This window comes from Paraburkholderia ultramafica, assembly GCF_902859915.1.
GTDB lineage: Bacteria > Pseudomonadota > Gammaproteobacteria > Burkholderiales > Burkholderiaceae > Paraburkholderia > Paraburkholderia ultramafica.
Genome location: NZ_CADIKK010000021.1, coordinates 23485 through 48920, shown reverse-complemented (window position 1 = coordinate 48920; position 25436 = coordinate 23485). Strand labels below are relative to the sequence as shown.

Here is a 25436-nt window from a genome sequence, read left to right as displayed (position 1 = left end):
AGCCGTCTTCGGGCCGCTCGCGCGCCAATCCGACATAACGAAAAAGGGAACAGTCATGCTGATTACTTTTAAGTGCCACGCCTGCCCAGACGTGATGATGCTGGACAATCTGGCTCAGTACCTGGTTGGCATTGTCGGCAAGCGCCTTGGTCAGCGGGGCGTCATCACTCACGACGAACTGGGCCCCGCGATCACGAAACTCGAAGCGGCCATCAGCTCCGACAAGCAGGAGCGCGCCGAACACGAGGGCCGTTTCCACGAAGGCGAAGACGGCCACGGCCACGATCCTCACGAGATTCCGCCGGGTCTCGCGCAGCGCGCGTATCCGTTCCTCGACATGCTGCGCGCGGCGCAGAAGGAAAACGCGGACATCGTCTGGGGCCTCTGACTGACTTCAGGCATTCCAGGCAGGGCGTGCGCGGCAACGGTTGCACCCGGTGACGCAAACCCTGCCGCACCAATGAAAAGAGCCCGCTCGACGCGGGCTCTTTGTCTTTCAACGGTCTGAACCGACCGGCTGGGCCGTGCTGCTTACTGGCTGGCGGCATCCGCCGGGGCGGCCATCGGAGCCGACGCGCCCTGCTTCATTTTCTGCTTCTTCGGCTTCTTGACGTGTTTCACGACCGGCGGCGAATACGAGCTGACCGCGCTGGAGCCGCCCGGCGCAGCGGGCTGGGCCAGCGCCGCCGAGGCGCCCGCGGCAAGCGAAACAGCAGTCAATAACAGCGTCAGCTTTTTCATACGATTTTCTCCGTTGGCGATTGCAATTAGACAAGCCGACGCGTTTTGGCCGCGTCTGGCGGGATAAAACCGATTCAGTCTACAAAGCCGAAAATTACGTTGCCGCAAATATTCAGCCTTTCAGAACCGATATAGTGAGTTTCCCGCCACAAGGCTTACAGCAACGGCGCCAACGCCCGTTCGGCGTCCTTTTTCGACAGCGACATGCGCTGTGCGTAGTCTTCGAGCTGATCCTGGCCGATCTTGCCGACCGAGAAATAGGTGCTGTCCGGGTGCGCCAGATAGAAGCCCGACACGCTGGCCGCCGGCAGCATTGCCAGTGATTCGGTCACGCTCATGCCGATTTCGGTGGCTTGCAGCACGTCGAACATGTCGCGCTTCACCAGGTGATCCGGGCAGGCCGGGTAGCCGGGCGCCGGGCGAATGCCGCGATATTTCTCGGCGATCAGGTCGTCGTTGGAGAGGGTCTCGGCGTTCGCGTATCCCCACAGGTCACGCCGCACGCGTGTGTGCATCGCTTCGGCGAACGCTTCCGCGAAGCGGTCGGCGAGCGCCTTCAGCATGATCGCGCTGTAGTCGTCGTGATCCTTTTCGAACTGCCGTTCCTTCACGTCCACGCCGAGACCCGCCGTCACCGCGAACATGCCGATGTAGTCGGCCACGCCCGATTCCTTCGGCGCGATGAAGTCGGCCAGCGACCGGTTCGGCCGCATCACGCCGTCCACCACCGGCCGCACGCTTTGCTGGCGCAGGTTGCGCCACGTGAGCGCGACTTCCGAGCGCGATTCGTCCGTGTAGATTTCGATGTCGTCGTCGTTCACCGTGTTGGCCGGCAGCAGCGCGATCACGCCGTTGGCCTGCAGCCAGCGGCCCTGGATCAGGCGCGCGAGCATCGACTTGCCGTCCGAGAACACGCGCCGCGCCGATTCGCCGACAATCTCGTCGTTGAGGATCGCCGGATACGGGCCGGCCAGGTCCCACGTCTGGAAGAACGGGCCCCAATCGATGTAGTTTGCGAGGTCGTTCAGGTCGAAGTTCCTGAACACGCGGCGGCCGATGAACTTCGGCTTGACCGGCTGGTAGTTAGCCCAGTCGATCTTGGTCTTGTTCGCGCGGGCTTCGGCGAGCGTGACCATCGGCTGCGCTTTCCTGTTCGCGTGCTGGTCGCGAATGCGGTCGTAGTCGGCCTTGAGTTCGTCGAGGTACTTCGCCGCGCCTTCGTCGGACAGCAGGCTCGACGCCACCGACACCGAGCGCGACGCGTCCGGCACATACACCACCGGTCCTTCGTAATGCGGCGCGATCTTCACCGCGGTGTGCACCCGCGAGGTGGTCGCCCCGCCGATCAGGAGCGGAATCTTCTTGACGCGGAAGTAGTCGTCGCGCTGCATTTCCGACGCGACGTAGGCCATCTCTTCGAGGCTCGGCGTGATCAGCCCCGACAGCCCGATGATGTCCGCGCCTTCGACCTTCGCCTTGGCGAGGATGTCGTTGCACGAGACCATCACGCCCATGTTGACCACTTCAAAGTTATTGCACTGAAGCACCACCGACACGATGTTCTTGCCGATGTCGTGCACGTCGCCCTTGACGGTCGCGATGACGATCTTGCCCTTCGCGCGCACGTCGCCGCCGCCGGCTGCGAGCTGCTTCTTTTCTTCTTCGATGAACGGGATCAGATGCGCGACTGCCTGCTTCATCACGCGCGCCGACTTCACGACTTGCGGCAGGAACATCTTGCCCTGGCCGAACAGGTCGCCGACGATGTTCATGCCGTCCATCAGCGGGCCTTCGATCACGTTGATCGGACGGCCGCCTTGCGCGGCGATCTTCGCGCGCACTTCCTCGGTGTCTTCGACGATGAAGTTGGTGATGCCGTGCACGAGCGCATGCGACAGACGCTTCTCGACCGGCTGGTTGCGCCATTCGAGGTTCTCTTCCTTCTTCGCGGCGCCGGTCTTGAACTTGTCGGCGATTTCGAGCAGCCGGTCGGTGCCGTCTTCACGACGGTTCAACACCACGTCTTCGACGTGCTCGCGCAACTCCGGGTCGAGGTCGGCATACACGCCGAGCTGCCCCGCGTTGACGATGCCCATGTCCATCCCCGCCTGGATCGCGTGATAGAGGAACACGGTGTGGATCGCCTCGCGCACCGGGTCGTTGCCGCGGAACGAGAACGACACGTTCGACACGCCGCCGCTCACCTTCGCGTACGGCAGGTTTTCCTTGATCCAGCGCGTCGCGTTGATGAAGTCGACCGCGTAGTTGTTGTGCTCTTCGATGCCGGTGGCGATCGCGAAGATGTTCGGATCGAAGATGATGTCTTCCGGCGGGAAGCCCACTTCGTTCACGAGGAAGTCATACGAGCGTTTGCAGATTTGCGTCTTGCGCTCGAAGGTGTCGGCCTGGCCTTGCTCGTCGAACGCCATCACGACGGCGGCCGCGCCGTAGCGGCGAATCAGGTTCGCGTGATGGCGGAACGCTTCTTCGCCTTCCTTCAGCGAGATCGAGTTGACGATCGCCTTGCCTTGCACGCATTTCAGGCCCGCTTCGATCACTTCCCACTTCGACGAGTCGATCATGATCGGCACGCGCGCGATGTCCGGCTCCGATGCGATCAGATTCATGAAGCGCACCATCGCCGCTTTCGAATCGAGCATCGCCTCGTCCATGTTGACATCTATGACCTGCGCGCCGTTTTCGACCTGCTGGCGCGCAACCGCGATCGCATCGTCGAACTGGTCGTTCAGGATCATTCGCGCGAACGCTTTCGAGCCGGTCACGTTGGTGCGTTCACCGACGTTGATGAAGAGCGTCCCGGACGTGACGTTGAACGGCTCGAGGCCGGCAAGGCGCATGGTGTGATCGGTCATGGCGTATGTGCGAGTCGATTGCTTGCGTTGAGGTGCGCTGGGTTGCGTCCTGGTGCGTCTGTTTCGATGGCGCTGGAGCGGGGCGGCCGGCGTTCAGGCCGCCGGGCTCAGGCGGCGTCGCGATACTGGGTCGGCCATTGGCGCGGCTTCACTTCGGCGAGCGCCTGCGCGATCGCCGCGATGTGCTCCGGCGTCGTGCCGCAGCAGCCGCCGGCGATATTCACGAGACCGGCCTGCGCGAACTCCTTGAGCAGCCCCGACGTATCCGCCGGCAATTCGTCGAAGCCCGTGTCGCTCATTGGATTCGGCAAACCGGCGTTCGGATAGCACGACACGTAGGTGTCGCACAGCTTCGCCAGTTCGGCGATGTACGGGCGCATCAGCGCCGCGCCCAACGCGCAGTTCAGACCGAACGTGAGCGGCTTTGCGTGACGCAGCGAGTTCCAGAACGCTTCGACGGTCTGGCCCGACAGAATACGGCCCGACGCGTCGGTGACGGTGCCCGAGATCATGATCGGCAGACGCTCGCCGGTGTCTTCGAACAGTTCGTCGAGCGCGAACAGCGCGGCCTTCGCGTTGAGCGTGTCGAAGATGGTTTCGACCAAAAACAGATCCACGCCGCCGTCGAGCAGCGCCTTGGCCTGCTCGTAGTAGGCCGTGCGCAATTCGTCGAAGGTCACGTTGCGCGCGCCCGGATCGTTCACGTCAGGGGAAATGCTCGCGGTCTTCGGCGTCGGTCCGATCGCGCCGGCGACGAAGCGCGGCTTGTCGGGCGTCGAATATTTGTCGCACGCGGCGCGCGCAAGTTTCGCCGACGCGAGATTCATCTCGGCGGCCAGCGCTTCCATGCCGTAGTCCGCCTGCGCAACCGTGGTCGCGCCGAACGTGTTGGTTTCGATGATGTCGGCGCCCGCCGCCAGATACTGCTCGTGAATCTCGGCGATGATCTGCGGCTGCGTGATCGACAGCAACTCGTTGTTGCCCTTGATGTCGCGCCCATAGTCCTTGAAGCGCTCGCCGCGATAGCGGGCTTCGTCGAGCTTGTAACGCTGGATCATCGTGCCCATTGCGCCGTCCAGGATCAGGATGCGCGACTTGAGCAGCGCAGGGAGCGCCGTGCCGCGCGTGTAGGCGGCGTCGGGACGGACTGGCGTGGCGGTTTGAGCAGGCTGGTTCATGGCGGACGAGGGCTTGCGCCGGCGTTTTCGGGAAACCTGTCATTGTAGCCGCTGCCGGGCGGATGCGCCCGGCGCGGGCGAAGCGGCCACCTCGGCTGTCGGGACAGGGCTGTGCGGGAAGATAGCGCGAAACGCAGCAGAACAACAAAGCAGGTAGCCGGGGGCAAGCAGGCTGCAAAGAAAACGGCCCAGCGAGGCAAAAGCCTGCTGGGCCGCTTCATGACTGCTGACCGCCTTATAAGGGCCGCCGGCGGGGCCGGACGGCGCGGTCAATGTATGTATGTCGCCAAAAACGTTGAAGCGAATCCTGGGGTTAGTGAAGGATCACCGGTTGGTGCATCAGGCTGTCGAACTGGCCGAGAAATTCGTCGACCTCGTCCAGTGACGGCTCCTCTTCGATCAGCTTTTGCACGTGCTCGCGAAAACGCGCCGCCATTGCACCGTCAATGTAGATTTCGCGCTGCATGTTTTTATCGACGATCTCGTAGCCACCCGACTTCATGGCCAACTGACCTTCCTGCGGCGGAAACTCGACGACACAATAGTTGGGGCTGTTGTAGATCATTTGCATGGCGACACTCCTTATTTCCGTTGGCTCCTGGCCGTTTCTGCACCATAAGTGGAGCGTATGTTGTGGAATTCAAGGGGTGGGTCCGGATTGACGCTTGTAAAAGTTCCGAACCTACCGGTTAGACCGGCCTTCCAAGAAACGTTTCAAGCAGTGCAGCAAAACGGTGAGATTGCTCGATGGGCGCGAGATGAGCGGCATCGAGAAGTTCGAACTGTGCGCCTTCGATGGCGTCTGCTATTGCCCGCGTCATAGCAGGCGGCGTGCCCGGGTCGTGGCGGCCCGCCACAGTCAAGGTTGGGCACCGGATGCTTCCCAGCTTACTGCGTACATCGAAATCGCGCAGCGCTTCGCATGCCATCGCGTAGCCTTCTGGCAACGTATGCGCGAGCACGTCGCGAATCTGCTCCACGGCTTCGGGGTGCGCTGCCTGAAAGTCGGGCGTCAACCAACGGCTCAAAGTCGTCGGCACCAGCGCCGCGATGCCGCCGCTGCGGGCCGCGTGGGCGCGTTGGTCCCACACGGCGCGGCCTTCCGGCGGCGTGCCGCTGGTGCTGTCGGCAATTGTCAAATGGTCGATGCGTGAAGGGTGATCGAGCGCGAATTGCTGCGCGATCATGCCGCCCATCGACATGCCGACCAGATGCGTAGTGGGCGCATCGAGCGCGTCGAGCAGCGTGGCGAGATCGTCAGACAGATCGCCGACGCTGAACGGCTTACCTGAGACCGCCGTCTTGCCGTGGCCGCGCACGTCGTAGCGCAGCACGGTGTACTCGTCGCGGAAATAACCGGCAAGCTGGTCCCAGACGGACAGGTCGCCGCCGAGTTGATGGATGAACGTCAGCCACGGGCCGCCGCCCTCGTTGCTCAGCACATAGCGCGTTGCGCTTCCGTTGATGTTCACTAGCATGCGGGCTCCTTGAAGGGAACGCAGTGGAAGGATCCGTTTGCGCGCGCCGCGTCCCGCCTCGATGACAAGGCTGATCTGGATACGCAGCAGACGCCCGAACGGTTGCAGCAGATTGTGCGAGTCGGTGTCGTCGCGGAAGTTCGGCAATCTGCTCGAGGCCCTGTTCGGATTCAGGTTCTCAGGGTTTGATGTTGCCGGAATCGGTCGAGTCGACCGGTGAAGCAGGGGCGGCATCGGGCATAGGTGCCGATGTGCCGGAAGGCGAAGGGGTGGGCGAATTGTCAGGCGAAGGCGAAGCAGCGGCGCCTTCTTCATTGCCGTTGCCGCCGGGCAAACCTGCGCTGTCGAGATTGAGCTTGCCGCGCCACACCAGTTCGAATTGGGTGCCGTTCGGTTCCGTTTGAACGATACGCGCAGGTAGCCAGCCGAGCGACGGCGCGAGCCACACGTCGATGCGGCGCAGGTCGCCGTCATGGCGGGGCAGGCGTTTGAAGTGGCGCGTGTCGAGGTAGCCCTCGGCCGTGCGGATGGTCTCGTCGCCGATTGTCTCGACCGGCCAGTTCTCGCCGCTGTCGTTATCGACCACGAAGAACTGCCGTGTCACGCCAGGCTTGTAGGTGGAGGGGTCGCCGCGTACGAGGCTGGCGAGCTGCATCACCATGCTGAAGCGGTCCTGCGCGCCGTCGGGCAGCGGCAGTGAGGCCGGCGTGCGCGTGAAACCAATCTTTTTATCGGTGCGATTGAAGATCGCGATGTCTTCCGCTCGATGCCCGCGTTTTTCGATGTACTGGTCTGGCGCGAGGCCGAACGCATCGATACGGCCATGGCTCGAGTAGACGAATGGGCCGACGAAAGGCAGCGGCACGGAGACGATCATTTCGTAGCTTTGCGCGTTGCTGGTCCAGTGGATCGTGCCGGGCTGGTTGCGCACGCCGTTGTAGAACGTGTCGTACTGCAATTCGGCGGATGGAGGGACCGAAAATTTCACGCCTGGCGACGCTTGCGGCGCGCTGGCGGCAACGGGTGCACTGGCGGTGCCGGCGGCGTTCGCGTTGTTGTCGGTCGTATTGGGGGCGGCCGTGGTGGCCGGCGCGCTCGCCGCCACGTTCGACGCCGCCACGTCCGACGCCGCCACGTCCGGCGGCGCGGCTTGCTTTGCCGGTTGCAGCGCGGTCAACACATGTTCGCGCGGCGGGCGCGCCGCAGCCCTGCGCGCGGGAGCCGGGGCAGGCGCGGGTTGCGCGGCGGCAGTGGGTTTGCGCTCAATGCGCTCGGGCGTCAGCAGTGCGACCTGCACCGGCACACGCTCGTGGTCAGTTGGATTCAGTGTCGCCCGGTTGCGCTCGAACCATTGAGCGGCGATCCAGTGCAGCACGGCCACCGCCGCCAGCACCGCAAGCCACCGCCACGCGCGCGTACCGCCGCGCGGCCCGTTGGACGGCAGGCGATCGGAGCGGCGTGTGGCGGGAGCTGAGGCCATCGGCGATTGAATGTGTGTGGGCAGAAAGTGTCGGGGTGGGCGAGGGTGTTGCTCAGGGGCCGTGCGTCGGTTACCACGCAAAACATGCTCGATCTGCTACGCGAGCGCGTGGCCATCTGCGAACGGATTCGACCGCATAGTCGCGCACGATGTTCCTCGACGGCGAAACCACGCACGAGCCGAACACGCCAGACGACGCACGCAGCGTCATATTGCTGACTTCAAGCTTCGGCGCCGGCGACCGAATCGCGCCCGGCACATCAGTTTTCGTGACGTGGCGCCGCACTATACCCCAGCTCGTATGAGAGCTTTTGCGCGCATTCGCGCAGCGCCGTATCGATCTCGCCACCCCAGCGGATATCGAACGCGCCTTCATGACCGAGCGCGACGAGGCCGAGGGCGAGTTCGCCGGTCGAGTCGAACACCGGCATGCAGAACGCGTGGATGGTCGGCAGCAACATGCCTTCCACGCGCGCCGCTTCGTGCTGCCGTACGTGGGCCAGAACCTTGTCGACTTCTTCCCGTGTACGCGGGCCGCCCAACTGCGACGAGCGGCGTGAGTCGGCCAGTTCGCACTCGAGCATCGCGGCGGTTTTACTCGCCGGCAGGTACGCGGCGAACAGCAGGCCGGTGGCGGAACTGAGCAGCGGCATCACGTCGCCGAGTTTCAGCGACGCTTTCGCCGGGTGGCTCGATTCCATCCAGTGAACCATGGTCGGCCCCTGATTGCCCCACACCGCGATGCCCACCGTGAGATCGAGCCGGTCGCGCAGTTCGGCGAGCGCGATCCGCGCGAGCTTGACGCCGTCGACGCGCGCAAGCCGCGCGAGTCCGAGTTGCAACGCGAAGCCGCCCAGCTCGTAGCGACCCGACAGCGGATCCTGCGCGACGACGCCGAGGCGCAGAAAACTCACCAGATAACGATGCGCTTTTGCCGGGCTCATGCCGGCGCGTTGCGCGAGATCGCGCAGCATCATCGCGCGCGGTTCGCGGGTCAGCACGTCGAGCAATCTGAAGCCGACTTCGATCGACTGTATGCCCGAGCGCAACTTCTCTTCGCCGGCCTCGACGCTTTCGTCGTCGGCTTCGGGCGCGTCGAGCGGTTCAGCGGCAGGGGTGTCGGCGTCGGTACGGATTGCGCCGGAACGGGCAGTTGGAGGCATGAGCGGTACGCATGGAGCGCGTTCAAATGATGATGGGAAGAAATGGGTGGCGGCGCGTGACAGTGGGGTTGGCTTGCGGAGTTGGGTAATGAGGTTCGCGGCCGGGCGCATCAACAGCGCCTGGCAACCAGCAACCACCGCCTCGCGACCTGCCCCTACCGGGGCAACACCCACGTCCACTTGGGCCACGCCGATTCACCATCGTAGAATAGATTCCCTCCATCGTCACTAACACGGTTCACTCCTCTATGAAACTTGCCACGCTGAAGGACGGCACGCGCGACGGCCAACTGATCGTCGTGTCCCGCGACCTGCACACCGCGGCCATCGCCGACGCGATCGCGCCCACCATGCAGCGCGTGCTCGACGACTGGGCCTTCTATGCGCCGCAACTGCACGACCTGTACGACGCGCTCAATCAGGGCCGCGCGCGCAACACCTTCCCGTTCGACGCGAGGGAGTGCATGGCGCCGCTGCCGCGCGCGTTCCAGTGGGCCGACGGCTCGTCGTACGTGAATCATGTCGAACTGGTGCGGCGCGCGCGCGGCGCGGAAATGCCGCCGGAATTCTGGACCGATCCGCTGATGTACCAGGGCGGCAGCGACGACTTCATCGGCCCGAAAGACGATGTGCTGTGCGCATCGGAAGCATTCGGCATCGACTTCGAAGCGGAAGTCGCCGTGATCACCGCCGACGTGCCGATGGGTGCCACGCCCGACCAGGCGCTCCGCAGCGTGCGTCTGATCACGCTCGTCAACGACGTCTCGCTGCGCAACCTGATCCCCGCCGAACTTGCGAAGGGCTTCGGCTTTTTCCAGAGCAAGCCGGCCACGTCGTTCGCGCCGGTCGCGGTCACGCCCGACGAGCTCGGTGAACACTGGCGCGAAGGCCGCGTGCACCGTCCGATGATCGTCCATTGGAACGGCAAGAAAGTCGGCCAGCCGGACGCCGGCACCGACATGGTGTTTCACTTCGGCCAACTGATCGCGCACGCGGCGAAAACCCGCAACCTGCGCGCCGGGGCGATCGTGGGCTCGGGCACGGTGTCGAACAAGGACGCGAAGCGCGGCTACTGCTGTATCGCCGAGAAGCGCTGCCTCGAAACCATCGAGCACGGCGCGCCGCAAACCGAGTTCATGAACTACGGCGATACCGTGAAGATCGAGATGTTCGACGAAGCGGGCAAGTCGATATTCGGTTCGATCGATCAGGGCATCGCGCCGCTGGATTGAAGCCCGGCTGTCGTGCGGAACGCGGCATGAGACCTATGACCGCGTGCGCGCAAACGCTGCACAGACGAAAGGGTTTCGCCCGATGCCGCCGCCACGACGCGCGGCTACACTGACTGGCGCGGCGGCATGGCCGGGGTGGCTGGCTGCCGATTGACTTGAAACCCCGCGGAACACCCGCGGAACACCCGCGGAACACCCGCGGAACACCCGCGGAACACCCGCGGAACACCCGTGGAAAACCCGCGCAAGACAAGACCCGCGCTCGGCAGCGCGTGAGCAGGGCATCGGCAGCACATCAAAACGAAAAACCGACGTAAGGAGACAGCATGCCGCGAGTGGAATCCCTTGAATCTGGAAGCCGGCGCACTCGCGCGCGGAGTGCGAGTGCGAACGTGCGCGCGAGCCCGAGCATCAGCGCGAGCAAGCCGCGCAACCGGCTCGCGCGCCGCGCCGCCGCGCTGTGCGCCGCGCTCGCTTGCGCGTTGCCCGCGATGGCGTTCGCGCAGGTCAAGATCGGCCTCGTGCTGTCGCTGACCGGACCGGCGGCTTCGCTCGGCATTCCCGCACGCGACACGGTCGCGCTGCTGCCCAAACAGATCGGCGGCCAGAGCGTCGAATACATCGTGCTCGACGATGCGTCCGACACCACCCAGGCCGTGCAGGACACCAAGAAGCTGATCTCCGAGAGTCACGTCGACGCGATCATCGGTTCGTCGATCACGCCGAACTCGCTGGCGATGATCGACGTGGTCGCCGCAGGTGAAACGCCGATGATCTCGCTGGCGTCGTCGGCGAAAATCATCGAGCCTGTCGATGCGAAACGCCACTGGGTATTCAAGACGCCGCAGACCGACGCGATGATGGCGTCGGCCATCGCCGAACACGCCAGCACGCACGGCGTCAAAACCATCGCGTTCATCGGCCAGGCCGACGCGCTCGGCGAGACCTTCTACGCCGAAGTCGCGAAGTTCGCGCAACTGCATCACATCAACATGGTGGCGAGCGAGCGCTTCAATCGCACCGATCCGAGCGTGACCGGCCAGATCCTCAAAATCCTCGCGACCCATCCCGATGCGGTGGTGGTCGGCGCCGCCGGCACGCCCGCCGCATTGCCGCCGAAGACGCTGCGCGAACGCGGCTACAAAGGCCTGATCTATCACAATCACGGCGTCGGCAATAACGACTTCCTGCGCGTGTGCGGCGCCGATTGCAACGGCACCTTCCTGCCCGCGAGCCCGGTGCTGGTCGCGGCGCAACTGCCGGCCGACCATCCGGCCAGGCGCCTCGCGCTCGATTACATCGCGCGCTTCGAGGCGCTGCGCGGACCGGGCAGCGTATCGGCGTTCGGCTCGTACACGTCGGACGCGGGCGCCTTGCTCGACCATGCCGTGCCGATCGCGCTGAAGGCGGGCGCGCCGGGCACGCCGGAATTTCGCCGCGCGCTGCGCGATGCGCTCGAAGCGACGCGCGGGCTTGCGGACACCAATGGCGTGGTCAACATGAGCGCCGCCGATCATCTCGGGCTCGATCAACGGGCGCGCGTGATGGTCGAAATCACGAACGCGAAGTGGGTTTATCAGCCGCGTTGAATGTGTAGCCCACGCGCTTCTTTTTTAATGCGGCCCCGGTTCAACATACACAGCGACACACGGATTGCTCACCATGTCTCACGCACCACACAGTAACGACGCGTATTACGCGCACTACCAGTCGCTCCAGCTGCAGCGCCATCCGCATGGCGTGCTCGAAGTCGTGATGAGCGGCGAGGGCGCGAACAAAAGCGGACTCGCCACCGCCAACGCGCGGATGCACTTCGAGCTCGCCGAGATCTGGCGCGACATCGACCGCGATCCCGACACGCGTGTCGCGCTCATTCGCGGCGCGGGCAAGGGCTTTTCGGCCGGCGGCGACCTGCAACTGGTCGAAGACATGGCGACCGATTTCGACGTGCGCGCGCGGGTCTGGCGCGAGGCGCGCGACCTGGTCTATAACGTGATCAATTGCAGCAAGCCGGTGGTGTCGGCGATGCACGGTGCGGCGGTCGGCGCGGGACTTGTGGCAGGCCTGCTCGCTGATATCTCGATCGCGACGAAGACCGCGCGCATCATCGACGGTCATACGCGTCTGGGTGTCGCCGCCGGCGATCACGCGGCGATCGTCTGGCCGCTCCTGTGCGGGATGGCGAAGGCCAAGTACTACCTGATGCTGTGCGAGCCGGTGAGCGGCGAAGAGGCGGAGCGCATCGGCCTGGTGTCGCTTGCCGTCGACGAAAACGACCTGCTGCCCAAAGCATTCGAAGTCGCGCAGAAACTTGCGAACGGCTCGCAAACGGCGATCCGCTGGACCAAGTATGCGTTGAACAACTGGCTGCGCTCGGCGGGGCCCGCGTTCGATACCTCGCTCGCGCTGGAATTCATGGGCTTTGCCGGGCCGGACGTGCGTGAAGGCGTGAGCTCGCTGCGTGAGCGGCGCGCGCCCGATTTCGGCGGGACCGACCCGTGGCGGGCGCAGCAGCAGCCGTCCGGCGGCGCTACGCCGGGCGACGAGCGGTCCTGACTCGCTGCTCCGCACGGTATGATCGAATCCAACGCGCGCGGGACGGCGCTCATTCCTTCCCCTTATGCAGCGAGGCGACAAGCATGACCGACACCACTCACTCCACGCCGCCGTTTCCCGGCTTCCCTGGTTTTCCGCCCGCTGAAATGCTCGATAGCATGTGGGGCATGCTGCGGCTCTCGCCGTTCGGCTCCGCGCTGACCGGTGCGCAAGCTGGCGGCGGCCTCGGGCAGTCACTGTCGATGATGTCCGACATGATGGCGCCGCTCACCAACGTCGAAGAGCTCGACAAGCGCATCACCGACATGCGCGCGGTCGAACAATGGCTCAAGCTGAATCTGGGCATGCTGCAGTCCGCGATTCAGGCGCTCGAAGTGCAGCGCGCGACGCTCGCGACGCTACGTGCGTTCGGCGCGTTTGCGCAGTCGTCGATGGCGCGGCCGGCTGCGGCGTCGGCCGCGCCGAGTCCCGCGCCGACGAGCGGCTGGCCGCATCCGGCGGCGCCGGCTCGGGCTCAGGAGAGCGCCGCGCCATCGGACGCCGCCGCTTCAGCGGACAGCACCGAAGAAGCGGCGCCCGCAATGCCCCCGTTCGACGCGTCCGCGTGGTGGAATCTGCTGCAATCCCAGTTCAACCAGATCGCCCAGTTCGCAATGACGCAGCCGGCGGCGGCGGCCGAGGCGAGCGGGGCGGCAACGGACGCCGCGCAAGGCACGGCGAAGGCATCGGCATCAGGCAGCGCAGCGGCGGACGCACCGCCTGCGTCGCAGCAGGACACGCCGCCCGCGACAAAACGGCCGGCGGCGAAGCGAACGTCCATATCCGCGAAACGCCCGGGCGCCACCACGACCAGCGGTTCAACCACGAAAAAGTCAATTTAAAGGCAGGAACGAAATGCGGCGGGGACAAGCCATGCGCCGGGCACAAAAGCTCATAGGCCGGCATGAGACAAACAGATGAATTCGTCGCCTGTCATGGTTTTGCCCCCGATTGTCCGCCACACTGCGCAGATCGCACGCTTTATTGAGAGAGGTCAATCAGGCAGCGGAATTGCGCCGGTGATGACTCAGGATCCGTAAAGTCCGCGTGCTATCATTGTGTAAGCTTCATTTGGCTTTTGGGCGTGCGCTGAAAAGAACCAATCCAGCCGCCCTCGATTCATTCGCCGCCGGTACCACCGGTGCAGGGCTGGACGGTGCGGTTTTCATCGCAGACTGGCTCGACCTCAGGCACAGGGTATCCCTCACCCACGGTTGGCCGCACAGCGCGTAACTTATATGGGTTTGCGCTGGCGCACATGCCCGGACTTCTTTGCTGCCCGGTGCATCTGGGCAGCCGATTACCGCGTAAAATTGAACGCTTAGCCGACAAACGGTGCGTTTCGTTCGTCGTGAGAAAAAGTGCTACACGTAGTAGTAACAGACACAGACAGTATGCGCAGAACAGGGGTGGGACTATGAACACCATGCTTTATCCGGAACTTTATAAATCGCTCGAATCCGTTCGATGGGACATGGAGAAAGACATTCCCTGGGACAAGTTCGACGCATCGCTACTGACCGACGAGCAGGCCGCGACGATCAAGATGAACGCGATCACCGAATGGTCAGCGTTGCCCGCCACCGAAATGTTTCTGCGTGACAACCATCACGACAGCGATTTCTCCGCGTTCATGAGCGTGTGGTTCTTCGAAGAACAAAAGCATTCGCTGGTGCTGATGGAATATCTGCGCCGTTTCAAGCCGGAAATGTGCCCGACCGAAGAGGAACTGCACGCGGTGCGCTTCGAATTCGATCCGGCGCCGCCGCTCGAAACGCTGATGCTGCATTTCTGCGGCGAAATCCGCCTGAATCACTGGTATCGCCGTGCAGCCGAATGGCACACGGAGCCGGTCATCAAGGCAATCTACGAAACCATTTCCCGCGACGAAGCGCGTCATGGCGGCGCATATCTGCGCTACATGAAGAAAGCGATGGCGCAAACCGGTGACATCGCACGTGCCGCATTTGCGAAGATCGGCGTCCTGATGGCATCGGCGCGCCGCACGGAAAAGCCGCTGCATCCGACGAATCTGCACGTGAATCAGGCGCTGTTCCCGCGCGACACGATTCAATCGCGCCTGCCGGACCCGGAATGGCTCGAGCGCTGGCTCGACGAGCAAATCCGTTTCGACGACGGCTGGGAAAAGAAAGTGGTCGAGCGCATTCTGCACAACCTGTCGATTCTGTTCGAGCGCACGTTCAATACGGCGCAGGAATTGAACCGCTATCGCAAGGAAGTGGTGGCGCGCTTGCAGGCGGATCAGAAGTCGGCTGAACAACCGGCTTGATGCTGTGAGTGTGTGATCCAGGTTCGGGGATTCAGGCGCGCTTCGGCGCCCTCGCCGCGAACAGGTTGTAAGGTTTCAAGAACGGCCCGGCAGGCGTGAGCTTGTCGGGCCGTTTTGCTTCATGGCGTCCACCGTGTATCGTGACGGCACTTTTCTCTCTTTCTCAGCGACTCTGTCATGGCTGCAATTTTCGAACGCAAGATTCTTACGCGCGATGCACTGGTGAAGCTGCGTCCTTCGTTGAGCGCGCCGGTCGTGTTCACCAACGGCGTGTTCGATATCCTGCATCGCGGGCATGTGACCTATCTTGCCGATGCCAAGGCATTGGGCGCCTGCCTGATCGTCGGCGTGAATAGCGATGCGTCAGTGCGCATGCTCGGCAAGGGCGACGACCGGCCGATCAATAACGAGGCCGACCGGATGGCTTTGCTGGCGGCGCTGGAGAGCGTCGACTATGTGGTGTGCTTTGGCGAGAAGACGCCCGTCGAGTTGATTACGGCGCTGCGGCCGGACGTGCTCGTCAAGGGCGGCGACTACGATATGGATGTGTTGCCCGAGTCGGCTGTCGTGCGGGGCTGGGGCGGCAAGGCGCTGGCGATTCCCTTCGAGCACGATCGCTCGACCACCGCGTTGCTGAAGAAGGTTCGCACGCAAAGCTGATTGCTGCTGCGGACGTCGTGTCGCGTGTCGTGCGAAGCCGTGCGTGTTGCGCCGGCGCCCGCCTAAAGCCTCAAAGTCTTGTTACTGCGGCAATGTCGATGCCGCAATCGGCGCCGCCGGCGCCGGGCCGCCGACAACCGGTTGATCGGCGGCTTCGGCAGCCGCGACCGGCCGCACTTTCAACCAGTCCGGATGAACCTGCCGGTTCAGGTGGTTCGGCTCGCGACCGCCGGCCGTGGGCGACGGGCCGAATACGCCGCGCACCGCGACGAATGCCAGTATGTTGGCAAGAAACAAGATGGCGATCGGCCAGCGAAGCATTGTGGGTTGTCCCCGTCCAGAAAAATTTGAGCCGCCGTGATCGGCAGCGCCGCAATTCAGGCGCCGTGTTCCGTTGCGCACTCGGCGGCAATCAGCGCGAGGCCGGACAGCACGAGCGAATCGTGGCGAGTATGCGGCACTTTGAGCGCGCTCGCCACTTCGTCCACGGCGCCGCCGCTCACCACGAGCCGCACCGGCACCTGCCACTCATCCTGCAAGTCGCGCCACATCCGTTCGATCAAACCGGCTTGCGCCAGCGTGCAACCGGCGGACAGCGAGCGCGGCGTATCCGTCGCGAAGAACGGGCCGCGGCGTGTCGTGGCAGGCGGGCTATCGGCATCGAGCAGGCCACGTGCCGCGGCGGCGTCGAGCGTCGGCAGTTGCGCCGTGTGCTCGCCGAGCGAGCGCATCATCAGGGTCCAGCCAGGCGCAATCAGGCCGCCGACAAAACAGCCGTCCGCGCGCAAGGCCTCGAGCGTGGTCGCCGTGCCGAACGTCGCGAGCAGCAGATGTTCGCCGGGAAACGCCGCGTGCGCGCCGATCATGCCGGCCCAGCGGTCGCTGCCGAGCGCATCCGGCGTGGTGTAGCGATTGGTCACGCCGCATTGCTGCGCGCGGGCGCGGATCGTCGTGAGCGGTAGTTTCGGCCAGCGCGCGTCGAGCAGCGCCGTGACCCGCGCGGCGACACTTTCGCCGGCGACATTGGATAACCATGCGCTGCCGGGCGCCGGCAGATTCGACCAGTCGGGTTGATCGGTGCCGCCATGGGTCAGCGCGCCCGCCGCGAACTGCGTGCCGTCCGCTAGCACCAGCACCCACTTGATCCGGCTATTGCCCGCGTCGATCAACAGATAAGGCGCGCCGCTCGTCATGCGGCACCGTCGGCCAGACGCAGCGAGACATCGCCGGTCGCAACAGTCTGGCGGCCGGTGGCGGTGTCGAGCAGCAACTGGCCGCGCTCGTCGACGCCCGCCGCCACGCCGCGCGCGACTTCCTCGCCTTGCTCCAGCAGCACGACTTCGCGGCCCGCGTATGCGTGCACCGCGTTCCAGCGCGCCTGGAACGGCGCGAAGCCTTCGGCGCCGAAGCGCTGCAACGCCGGTTCGAGCGCGTTCAATTCGGCGGCGAGCGTGTCGGTGAGATTGGCGTTGGGCAGCGCGCGTTGCAGCGCGGTCGGCACCGTGCCGCGCGCTTGCGGAGGCACGTCGGCGTTCAGCGCGCCGACCTTGGCCGCGAGTTCGTCCGCGCCCTTCACATTGGTGCCGATGCCGATCACCACGGCGCTGGCGTCGTCGATGCTCCACGCGGTTTCGATCAGGATGCCGGCCAGCTTGTCGCCTTCGAGCAACACGTCGTTCGGCCACTTCAGCGCGATCTGACCGGGACCGGCGACCGGCAGCGAGCGCAGCCCGTCGACCAGCGCGACGCCCACCGCGAGGCTCAGGCCCGCCAGCCCTTCGAGCGGGCGCGGCAGCACGCACGCGACCGAAAACAGCAGCGCATTGCCCGGCTCCGCATACCACGGACGGCCCCGCCGGCCACGCCCGGCGGTTTGCAGATACGCGACCCGCACGATCGGCCGCGGCAGCGCGCCGGCTTGACGCGGCAGCGCTTTGACGCGGGCCATCAGGTCGGCGTTGGTCGAGCCGGTTTCCTCGACGATTTCGATCGGCCAGTCATGCGCGTGCGCGCCAAACAGCGCGACAGCGCGCTCGCGGTCGATGCGCCAGCCGGGTCCGGTCGGAGTCGCGGCTGCGGCTTGAGGTGGAGTCTTGGAAGCGTTCATGCCGCATATTGTAGCGACAGCGAACTCTATGAGGTTTTGAGCACGGCCCATCGGCCGCGCCTTCGATACAATGGCCCTTAATCCGATAACCAGATTCTCGCGATCCTTGAACTACGACACTCCGCCCGGCCTTGAAGTCGCGGCAGGCAGCCAAGGCAAGATCGTCCGGCTCTCGGGCCAGTGGACGGCGCTCGCGCTCGCGCGCGACCGTGCCACCGGGCACGTGATTCCGCAGTTGCGATCGCTGACCGGCGCTGAAGGCATCGGCCAGTGGGATCTGTCGCGCATCGACCGGATGGACCATGTGGGCGGTCAGGCGCTGTGGCGCGTGTGGGGCCACACGATGCCGCCGGACACCACGCTCACCGACACGCAGCGCGATATTTTCGAGCGCATCGCGCTGCTCGACACGGTACGCGAGAAGGCCGAGCCGGTGGTCAAGTTCGATCCGTTCACGCGCCTCGGTCTGGCGATCTTCTCGTTCTTCGAGCACCTGTACGGCGGCGTGGCGATGCTCGGGCGCGTGGTGCTCGATCTGCTGGCGATCGTGCGCAAACCGAAAATCACGCCGTGGACCGAGATTTCGGCGAACGTCTATAACGCCGGCGCCCGCGCGCTGCCGATCACCGCGCTGGTCGCATTCCTGATCGGCATCGTGCTCAGCTATCTGTCCGCGCAGCAGCTCCGGCTGTTTGGCGCCAATCAGTTCATCGTCAATATTCTCGGGTTGGCGGTGATCCGCGAACTGGGCCCGGTGCTTTCGGCGATCCTGGTGGCGGGCCGCTCGGGTTCGGCGATCACCGCGCAGATCGGCGTGATGCGCGTGACCGAGGAACTCGACGCGATGCGCGTGATGGGCATCCCGCACGGCCTGCGCCTGATCCTGCCGCGCGTGGTCGCACTCGGCGTGGCGATGCCGCTGCTCGTGATGTGGACCAACATCATCGCGCTGACCGGCGGCGCGCTGGCCGCCAAGCTGGTGCTCGGCATCGACATGAGCTTCTTCGCGCGCTCGCTGCCCGGCGTGGTGCCGATCGCAAACCTGTGGATCGGCCTCGGCAAGGGCGTCGCGTTCGGCATGCTGGTCGCGATTGTCGGCTGTCACTTCGGTTTCCGTATCAAGGCCAATTCGCAGAGTCTCGGCGAAGGCACGACGACCTCGGTGGTGACGTCGATCACCATCGTGATTCTCGCGGACGCGGTGTTCGCGATCCTCTTCCAGAACGTGGGGCTAGGATGATCGCACCACTCACCCAGGCCGTGCGCGGCCAGCCCGTGCCGTCGATCGCCGAGCCGGTGATCGAAGTGATCGACATCACCAAGCGCTACGGCCGCAACATCGTGCATCAGCATCTGAACCTGGACGTGCGGCGCGGCGAGATCGTGTCGATCGTCGGCGGCTCGGGCTCCGGCAAGACCACGCTGGTGCGGCAGATTCTCGGCCTGGAGCATCCGTCTTCCGGCACCATCAAGCTGTTCGGCGAGAACCTCGCCACCATCTCGCCGGAAACCGCGCTGCTGATGCGCAGCCGCTCCGGCATGCTGTTTCAGCGTGGCGCGCTGTTCTCGTCGCTGTCGGTGTTCGACAACATCGCGCAGCCGTTGCGCGAACTCGGCAAGGTGCCCAACGAGCTGCTGCGCGACATCGTGATGCTCAAGCTCGAGATGGTCGGCCTGCCGTGCAAACATGCGTCGAAGATGCCATCGGCGCTGTCGGGCGGCATGATCAAGCGGGTCGGCATTGCCCGCGCGATCGCGCTCGAGCCCGAGCTGCTGTTCCTCGACGAACCGACCGCCGGGCTCGATCCGCAGGCGTCCGATGAATTCGTCGAGCTGATCTCCGCGCTGCATCGCGCGCTGGGTTTGACTGTGGTGATGGTCACGCACGACCTCGACACGATGATCGCGTTGTCCACCCGGGTCGCCGTGCTGGCGGACCGCAAGGTGCTGGTCGCCGCGCCGGTCGAAGAGGCGGCGGGCGTCGATCATCCGTTCATCCGCGAATATTTCCTCGGGCTGCGCGGGCGCCGCGCGTTGCAGGCGCTGCCGCCGGAGCGCCGCGCGAAGCTGCCGCGCGCGGCGCTCGCGCCGGCGTCGTCCGAACTGCCGCTGTGAACCTGGGAACCTGACCATGGAAAACAAATCGCACGCCTTCTGGGCCGGGCTCTTCACGATCGTCCTGCTACTGGCTATCGCGGCGGTGGCGTTCCTGTTCAACGTCGACCGTTCCGTGCGGGTGCCCTACGATCTGATCGCGCGCACCAGTGTGTCCGGCCTCACGGCCGACGCGGCAGTGCGTTATCGCGGACTCGACGTCGGCAAGGTGCAGTCGATCAAATTCGATCAGAGCCATCCTGGGCAGATCCTGATCCGCATCCTCGTCGATACGCGCGCGCCGATTACCCATTCGACTTTCGGCAGCCTGGGGTTCCAGGGGGTGACCGGGATTGCCTTCATTCAACTGGATGACACCGGGCGCGATCTGCGGCCGCTGCCGTCGTCGCTGCACCAGGTGGCGCAGTTGCCGATGCACCCCGGCCTGCTCGATCAACTGCAGCAACGCGGCGACGTGCTGCTGCGCAAGCTCGAAAGAGTCGCGGACGACGTGAACAATATCTTGTCGCCGGAAATGGTCGACCAGCTGCATGGCACGGCGGCCAGCCTGCAGAAAGCCGCCGACGGCGTCGCCACGCTGACCCGGCAGATGGGGCCGGCCGCCGGCAAGCTGCCCGCCACGATCGACCAGCTGAATCGCACACTGGCGTCGACCGATAAGATGATCACCAATCTGAACCGCCCGAACGGTCCGTTCGAAACCAACCTGAACAAGGTCGGCACGGCGGCGCAGCAGGCGGGCGACTCGCTGGCGTCGATGAACGGCACGTTGCAGGAGTTGTCGGCACGAGTCGGCTACGACACCCTGCCGCGCGTCAACTCGCTCGCTGACGACGTGCGTTCGGCGGCGCGCTCGGTGGACCGCGCGGCGGACACGTTCAGCACCAGTCCGCGCAGCGTGCTGTTCGGCGCGCCGGCTGCGGCGCCCGGTCCTGGCGAGTCGGGCTTTACTTGGCCCGCTGCCCGCGCTGCACACTGAATCCGCAGGTTTGAAGAAAGGAAGAATCTCATGTCACGCTCGATTCACCGGTTGTTGTCCTCGGGCGCCGCGGCGGCGGTGCTGCTCGCGTTCGGCGTGCTGGCTGTGGGCTGCGCGGGCACGTCCGCGCTCCCGGAGATTCGCTACGACTTCGGGCCGCCGAGTCCGGCGGCATCGGCGGGCTCGCTGCCCGCAGTGAAGGTGCTCGATGTGACCGCGCCCGCGGTGCTCGAGTCCGACCGGCTGATGTACCGGCTCAGCTATGCCGACGCGCAGCAGACGGCGTCGTACGCGAACAGCCACTGGACCATGATGCCTTCGCAGTTGCTGACCCAGCGTCTGCGCGGTGCGCTCAGTTCGCATGGCACCGTGCTGACAGGCTCCGACGGCGTGGCCGCGCCGGTGCTGAAAGTCGATCTGACCGGGTTCGAGCAGGTTTTCGACAGCCAGACGGAAAGCCACGCGGCCATCACCGCGCGCGCCACGCTCACCAAGAGCGGCAAACTGATCGGCCAGCGCACGTTCATTGCGGGTGCGCCTGCCAGTTCGGCGGACGCCGCCGGCGGCGCGCGGGCGCTCGCCACAGCCAGCGACGATCTGGTCGCGCAGATCGCCGCGTGGCTCGGCGCGCAGGCGCTGGTCGCCGCGCAATGACGGGGCCGCAGCGCACGCAACGGAGCGCTGCATGAGCGAAAAACCTTGGCTGCGCCGTCCGTCGGCGCTGGCCCGGCAGGCGCTGGTGCTGTATGCCGCGCTGATCGTCTACGGTTCGTGGTATCCGTTTTCGGGCTGGCGTTCGCTTGGCCTCGCGCCGTTTGCCTATCTGTTCGATCCCATGCCGCAATACCTGACGGCGTTCGACGTCGTCACCAACGTGCTCGGCTATATGCCGTTCGGCGCGCTGGTGGTGCTCGCGGTCTATCCGCGCTGGCGCGGCCCGCTGGCGGTCGCGTTGGCCTTCGTGCTCGGCGGGCTGCTGTCGGGCGTGATGGAAGCGGTGCAAACCTATCTGCCGACGCGCGTCGCGTCCAACCTCGATCTGGCCGCCAACGCGCTCGGCGCTTTGCTCGGCGCGGCGATCATGTCGCCCGCGACCGGCGCGCTGCTCGATCGTGGCTTGTTGAGGCGGTTGCGGCTGCTGTGGTTCGAGCGCGATCGCGCGGCGCTCGCGTGCCTGGTCGCCGCATGGCCGTTTGCGACGATGTACCCGGCGCCGCGCCTGTTCGGCCTGGGCAACTGGCCGCGCGCGCTGTGGCTGCGTTTCGATTCGACGATGCAGGACGCGCTGCTCGCGTGGACGCCGCCGGGCTGGCACGTCGGCGCATGGCCGGCGCTGGCCGCCGCGTGGCTGCCCGATGACATGTGGGAAGCCGTGATCACCACGCTCAACCTGTTTGCCGCGCTCGCGCTGGCGTCGCTGCCGGTGCGTCGACATGCGCCGCGCGTGCGTTTGTTGCTCGTGTTCCTCGTCACGACCTTGTGCGTGAAAGTGGGCGCCACGTTCCTGCAGTCGCAGTCGGGCCTCGCTTTCGACTGGGCGACGCCCGGCGCGCTTGCGGGGCTCGTGTGCGGCACCGCGGCCGCGCTGTTCGCGCTGCCTCTGCGGCGCGGGGCGCGCGCGGCGCTGGCGAGCGTTGCGCTGGTGGTCGCGCTGGTGTTCGTCAATCTGCTGCCGGTGAATCCGTATTTCGATGCGGTGCTGGCCGACTGGCGGCAAGGGCGTTATCTGCACTTCAACGGGCTTGCGCATTGGCTCGCGTGGATCTGGCCGTATGCTGCGCTGGTGTGGCTGGCGTTTGCTGTCGAACAGGCGTGGCTCAAGCGGCGCATGAAGCACGTGTGAAGCGTGCACGAAGAGTGCATGAAGCCTGCTTGAAGCACACGTGACCCAGGCGTGCAGCGCGCCTCGGCCATGACCGGCGTCGGCGGCCACCAGCCCCGCTCGCTATAATCGTCCGCACAACAGGCGCGCTGACAGCGCCATTGCCCTCCCTTACAGTCTCGCCTTCGGACATCATGGACTCCTTCTACAAGTACCACGTCTTCTTCTGCCTCAATCAGCGCGAGCCCGGCGCCGGGCGCCCGAGCTGCGCGAACTGCAATGCGCAGGAGATGCAGGAGTACGCGAAAAAACGCGTGAAGCAACTCGGCCTCGCCGGCCCCGGCCAGGTGCGCATCAACAAGGCCGGCTGCCTCGATCGCTGCGAGCTCGGCCCGACAATCGTCGTGTATCCCGAAGGCGTCTGGTACACGTATGTCGACGAGAGCGACATCGACGAGATCGTCGACTCGCACCTCGTGAACGGCAAGATCGTCGAGCGTCTGAAAATCGATCAATAAGCGTCGCCATGAACATCCACACGAAGAAATATCTGATCGACGGCCCGGTCGGCAAGATCGAGGTCGCGCTGGATCTGCCCGACGAGATGCGCGAGAACGGCGCCGCGCCGCGCGGTATTGCGCTGGTCGCGCATCCGCATCCGCTGTTCGGCGGCACGATGGACAACAAGGTCGCGCAGACGCTCGCCCGCACGCTGGTGCAGTTGAACTACGTGACCTATCGCTCGAATTTTCGCGGCGTCGGCCAGACGCAAGGCGAACATGACGCGGGCATCGGCGAGCGCGACGATCTGCGCGCCGTGCTGGATCACATGCGGGCCGAAGCCGGGCAGGGCGATCTGCCCCTCGTGCTCGCGGGCTTTTCGTTCGGCACTTTCGTGCTGTCGCATGTGGCCGCGAAGCTGCGCGAAGAAGGTCAGGAGATCGAGCGAATGGTGCTGGTCGGCACCGCGGCAAGCCGTTGGGACGTCGCGCCCGTGCCGGACAACACGCTCGTGATTCACGGCGAGACCGACGAGACGGTGCCCATTCAATCCGTTTACGACTGGGCGCGTCCGCAGGAATTGCCGGTCGTCGTGATTCCGGGGGCGGAACACTTTCTGCATCGCAAGCTGCACGTTCTGAAGCGGATCATCGTCGACGCGTGGCGGTGAGTTGCACGCGGCGCGCGTTTTCCGGGGTACAGGTACGCGAAAACGCAAATTAATCGCCGTCTCCTGCGCAAAGTTACCTGGTTAGCGCGCGTATAATGAGCGCTCTTTTTTGGGCGCAGCTCAGCCCATCCGGCAGTTCGCGCGACGCGGAGCTTCAGTTCGCGCGCAGCGGTGCCGGTGCGGGCGTGCTGCGCGAACCGATCGCGTCGCCGGAAGTCCAATGGGCGCCGCGCCGTTTTACGGCCAGACGCCCGCTGACCGGCTCCCCAAACTATGCGCCTTGCGCGCGATGTATTTTTCCGCACGAATCGACCCTATGCGTTTCTCCACCACCGGCCGCACGTCATTCCCGTCAGTTGCTTCCTTCGTTCCCGTCAAGCTTAGCCGCGCCGTCACCCTCGGCATCGTGTTGCCGGCGACCCTCGCCGCCAGCACCGCGTTCGCGCAAGTGCCGCCGCCGGCGGTCAACGCGCGCTCGTGGGTACTCGTGGACGCCACCAGCAACCAGGTGCTCGCGTCCGGTAATCCCGACGAGCGCGTGGAACCGGCGTCGCTGACCAAGCTGATGACCGCGTACCTCGTCTTCGAAGCACTGCAGACGAAGAAGATCACGATGGATCAGACGGTGATGCCGAGCGAAGCAGTGCGCCGCGTGCGCACCGACGAATCGCGCATGTTCATCGAAGCGAACAAGCCGGTGACCGTGCACGATCTGGTGTACGGCATGATCGTCCAGTCGGGTAACGACGCGGCGATCGCGCTGGCCGAACTGGTCGGCGGCAGCGAAGCGCAGTTCGTCAACATGATGAACACCGAAGCGCAGCGCCTCGGCATGAAGAACACGCATTTCGCCGACGTGAACGGCATGCCCGATCCGCAGCACTACACGACCGCGGGCGACCTCGCGGTGCTGTCGGCGCGTCTGATCCGCGACTTCCCGGACTACTACAACATCTTCTCGGTCAAGGACTTCACGTACAACAAGATCAAGCAGCCGAACCGCAATCGTCTGCTTTGGATCGACCCGACGGTGGACGGCCTGAAGACCGGTCACACGCAAGCGGCGGGCTACTGCCTGATCGCGAGCGCGAAGCGTTCGCTGCCGGGCGCGACCGACGCGTCGCGCCGTCTCGTCTCGGTGATGATGGGCGAGACCAAGGAGCACGACCGCGTGCAGGACAGCCTGAAGATGCTGAACTACGGCTACACCGCGTATGACACGGTGCGTCTGTACAAGGCGAACCAGGTGGTCGGCGCGCCGCGCGTCTACAAGGGTGCGCAGGACAGCGTGCAGATCGGCGTGAAGGGCGACCAGTACATCACCGTGCCGAAGGGCCTGGGCGACAAGGTGAAGCCGCAGATCGAGCAGATCGATCCGCTGGTCGCGCCGATCGCGAACGGTCAGCAGGTCGGCACCGCGAAGCTGGTGGCCGACGGCAAGGTGCTCGCGCAATTTCCGGTGGTCGCGTTGCACGCCGTGCCGCAAGCCGGCGTGGTGGGTCGCGTGTGGGATTCGCTGATGCTGATGTTCAACAAGAAGAAGTAAGAGCCC

At 65.0% G+C, this 25436-nt stretch carries 24 protein-coding genes and 1 pseudogene; 15 read left to right on the top strand and 10 right to left on the bottom strand.

The genetic code is table 11. The features are described 5' to 3' along the window. The first annotated feature begins 55 nt into the window (after window positions 1-55). Window positions 56-388 (top strand): DUF1840 domain-containing protein, encoded by a 333-nt coding sequence (locus HV744_RS22070; RefSeq protein WP_175151528.1) that lies wholly within the window; start codon window positions 56-58, stop codon window positions 386-388. Between the two features lie 143 nt (window positions 389-531). On the opposite strand, the gene HV744_RS22065 is transcribed toward HV744_RS22070, so the two are convergent. From HV744_RS22065 to HV744_RS22035, 7 genes and pseudogenes are all read right to left on the bottom strand, one after another. After that, the gene (locus HV744_RS22065; RefSeq protein ID WP_175151527.1) at window positions 532-741 is read right to left on the bottom strand and encodes an acid-shock protein; all 210 of its coding nucleotides are present in this window, start codon (window positions 739-741) and stop codon (window positions 532-534) included. Window positions 742-896: 155 nt separating this feature from the next. Then, window positions 897-3626 (bottom strand): annotated as a pseudogene (metH, locus tag HV744_RS22060) (methionine synthase); the annotation flags it as partial. Window positions 3627-3721: 95 nt separating this feature from the next. Continuing rightward, window positions 3722-4792, bottom strand: a complete 1071-nt coding sequence (locus HV744_RS22055; RefSeq protein WP_175151525.1) for a homocysteine S-methyltransferase family protein — start codon at window positions 4790-4792, stop codon at window positions 3722-3724. 313 nt (window positions 4793-5105) lie between these two features. Beyond that, complete coding sequence (locus HV744_RS22050; protein ID WP_175151524.1) at window positions 5106-5363, bottom strand: BTH_I0359 family protein; 258 nt, start codon at window positions 5361-5363, stop codon at window positions 5106-5108. A 118-nt stretch (window positions 5364-5481) separates the two neighbouring features. Then, a complete protein-coding gene (locus tag HV744_RS22045) occupies window positions 5482-6270 on the bottom strand; it encodes an alpha/beta fold hydrolase (protein WP_175151523.1) in 789 nt (262 codons plus the stop codon). 178 nt (window positions 6271-6448) lie between these two features. Beyond that, on the bottom strand, window positions 6449-7750 hold the full coding sequence (locus HV744_RS22040) for a DUF3108 domain-containing protein (protein WP_175151522.1): 1302 nt from the start codon (window positions 7748-7750) through the stop codon (window positions 6449-6451). Window positions 7751-8010: 260 nt separating this feature from the next. After that, the gene (locus tag HV744_RS22035; RefSeq protein ID WP_175151521.1) at window positions 8011-8913 is read right to left on the bottom strand and encodes an IclR family transcriptional regulator; all 903 of its coding nucleotides are present in this window, start codon (window positions 8911-8913) and stop codon (window positions 8011-8013) included. Window positions 8914-9161: 248 nt separating this feature from the next. Here HV744_RS22035 and HV744_RS22030 point away from each other — a divergent pair, with 248 nt between their 5' ends. From HV744_RS22030 to rfaE2, 6 genes are all read left to right on the top strand, one after another. After that, on the top strand, window positions 9162-10145 hold the full coding sequence (locus HV744_RS22030; RefSeq protein ID WP_175151520.1) for a fumarylacetoacetate hydrolase family protein: 984 nt from the start codon (window positions 9162-9164) through the stop codon (window positions 10143-10145). A gap of 326 nt (window positions 10146-10471) precedes the next feature. Then, window positions 10472-11734 (top strand): ABC transporter substrate-binding protein, encoded by a 1263-nt coding sequence (locus tag HV744_RS22025; RefSeq protein ID WP_175151519.1) that lies wholly within the window; start codon window positions 10472-10474, stop codon window positions 11732-11734. A 73-nt stretch (window positions 11735-11807) separates the two neighbouring features. Beyond that, window positions 11808-12701 carry an enoyl-CoA hydratase/isomerase family protein gene (locus HV744_RS22020; protein ID WP_175151518.1) on the top strand — a complete coding sequence of 298 codons (894 nt, stop codon included), beginning with the start codon at window positions 11808-11810 and terminating at the stop codon, window positions 12699-12701. Between the two features lie 83 nt (window positions 12702-12784). Further along, a complete protein-coding gene (locus tag HV744_RS22015; RefSeq protein ID WP_175151517.1) occupies window positions 12785-13582 on the top strand; it encodes a PhaM family polyhydroxyalkanoate granule multifunctional regulatory protein in 798 nt (265 codons plus the stop codon). 575 nt (window positions 13583-14157) lie between these two features. Then, window positions 14158-15030 (top strand): ferritin family protein, encoded by an 873-nt coding sequence (locus tag HV744_RS22010; protein ID WP_175151516.1) that lies wholly within the window; start codon window positions 14158-14160, stop codon window positions 15028-15030. A 177-nt stretch (window positions 15031-15207) separates the two neighbouring features. Continuing rightward, window positions 15208-15690, top strand: a complete 483-nt coding sequence (gene rfaE2 / locus HV744_RS22005; RefSeq protein ID WP_175151515.1) for a D-glycero-beta-D-manno-heptose 1-phosphate adenylyltransferase — start codon at window positions 15208-15210, stop codon at window positions 15688-15690. Window positions 15691-15771: 81 nt separating this feature from the next. Here rfaE2 and HV744_RS22000 read toward each other — a convergent pair whose 3' ends face one another. Genes HV744_RS22000 through HV744_RS21990 form a run of 3 tightly spaced genes read right to left on the bottom strand, consistent with a single transcriptional unit; the run spans window position 15772 to window position 17797 of the window. Further along, window positions 15772-16011 carry a hypothetical protein gene (locus HV744_RS22000; protein WP_175151514.1) on the bottom strand — a complete coding sequence of 80 codons (240 nt, stop codon included), beginning with the start codon at window positions 16009-16011 and terminating at the stop codon, window positions 15772-15774. A 56-nt stretch (window positions 16012-16067) separates the two neighbouring features. Further along, window positions 16068-16883, bottom strand: coding sequence for a type III pantothenate kinase (locus HV744_RS21995; RefSeq protein WP_175151513.1), 816 nt, complete (start codon window positions 16881-16883; stop codon window positions 16068-16070). Then, window positions 16880-17797 carry a biotin--[acetyl-CoA-carboxylase] ligase gene (locus tag HV744_RS21990; protein WP_175151512.1) on the bottom strand — a complete coding sequence of 306 codons (918 nt, stop codon included), beginning with the start codon at window positions 17795-17797 and terminating at the stop codon, window positions 16880-16882. Before HV744_RS21990 ends, HV744_RS21995 begins: the two co-directional genes overlap by 4 nt. Before the next feature lie 106 nt (window positions 17798-17903). On the opposite strand from HV744_RS21990, the gene HV744_RS21985 reads away from it, so the two are divergent. The 8 genes from HV744_RS21985 to HV744_RS21950 all read left to right on the top strand — a co-directional run bounded on the left by HV744_RS21985 (window position 17904) and on the right by HV744_RS21950 (window position 25430). Next, window positions 17904-19037 carry an MlaE family ABC transporter permease gene (locus tag HV744_RS21985; protein ID WP_175151511.1) on the top strand — a complete coding sequence of 378 codons (1134 nt, stop codon included), beginning with the start codon at window positions 17904-17906 and terminating at the stop codon, window positions 19035-19037. Beyond that, window positions 19034-19912, top strand: a complete 879-nt coding sequence (locus HV744_RS21980; RefSeq protein WP_175151510.1) for an ABC transporter ATP-binding protein — start codon at window positions 19034-19036, stop codon at window positions 19910-19912. Before HV744_RS21985 ends, HV744_RS21980 begins: the two co-directional genes overlap by 4 nt. 16 nt (window positions 19913-19928) lie before the next feature. Further along, window positions 19929-20891, top strand: coding sequence for an MlaD family protein (locus tag HV744_RS21975; RefSeq protein ID WP_175151509.1), 963 nt, complete (start codon window positions 19929-19931; stop codon window positions 20889-20891). Between the two features lie 30 nt (window positions 20892-20921). After that, window positions 20922-21545 carry an ABC-type transport auxiliary lipoprotein family protein gene (locus HV744_RS21970; protein WP_175151508.1) on the top strand — a complete coding sequence of 208 codons (624 nt, stop codon included), beginning with the start codon at window positions 20922-20924 and terminating at the stop codon, window positions 21543-21545. Between the two features lie 31 nt (window positions 21546-21576). Continuing rightward, window positions 21577-22734 carry a VanZ family protein gene (locus HV744_RS21965; protein ID WP_175151507.1) on the top strand — a complete coding sequence of 386 codons (1158 nt, stop codon included), beginning with the start codon at window positions 21577-21579 and terminating at the stop codon, window positions 22732-22734. Between the two features lie 173 nt (window positions 22735-22907). Beyond that, window positions 22908-23231: a (2Fe-2S) ferredoxin domain-containing protein gene (locus HV744_RS21960; protein ID WP_175151506.1), complete on the top strand. Its 324-nt coding sequence runs from the start codon at window positions 22908-22910 to the stop codon at window positions 23229-23231. A gap of 8 nt (window positions 23232-23239) precedes the next feature. Continuing rightward, on the top strand, window positions 23240-23884 hold the full coding sequence (locus HV744_RS21955) for an alpha/beta hydrolase (RefSeq protein WP_175151505.1): 645 nt from the start codon (window positions 23240-23242) through the stop codon (window positions 23882-23884). A gap of 316 nt (window positions 23885-24200) precedes the next feature. Continuing rightward, a complete protein-coding gene (locus HV744_RS21950; protein WP_175151504.1) occupies window positions 24201-25430 on the top strand; it encodes a D-alanyl-D-alanine carboxypeptidase family protein in 1230 nt (409 codons plus the stop codon). The last annotated feature ends 6 nt before the right edge of the window (window positions 25431-25436 follow it).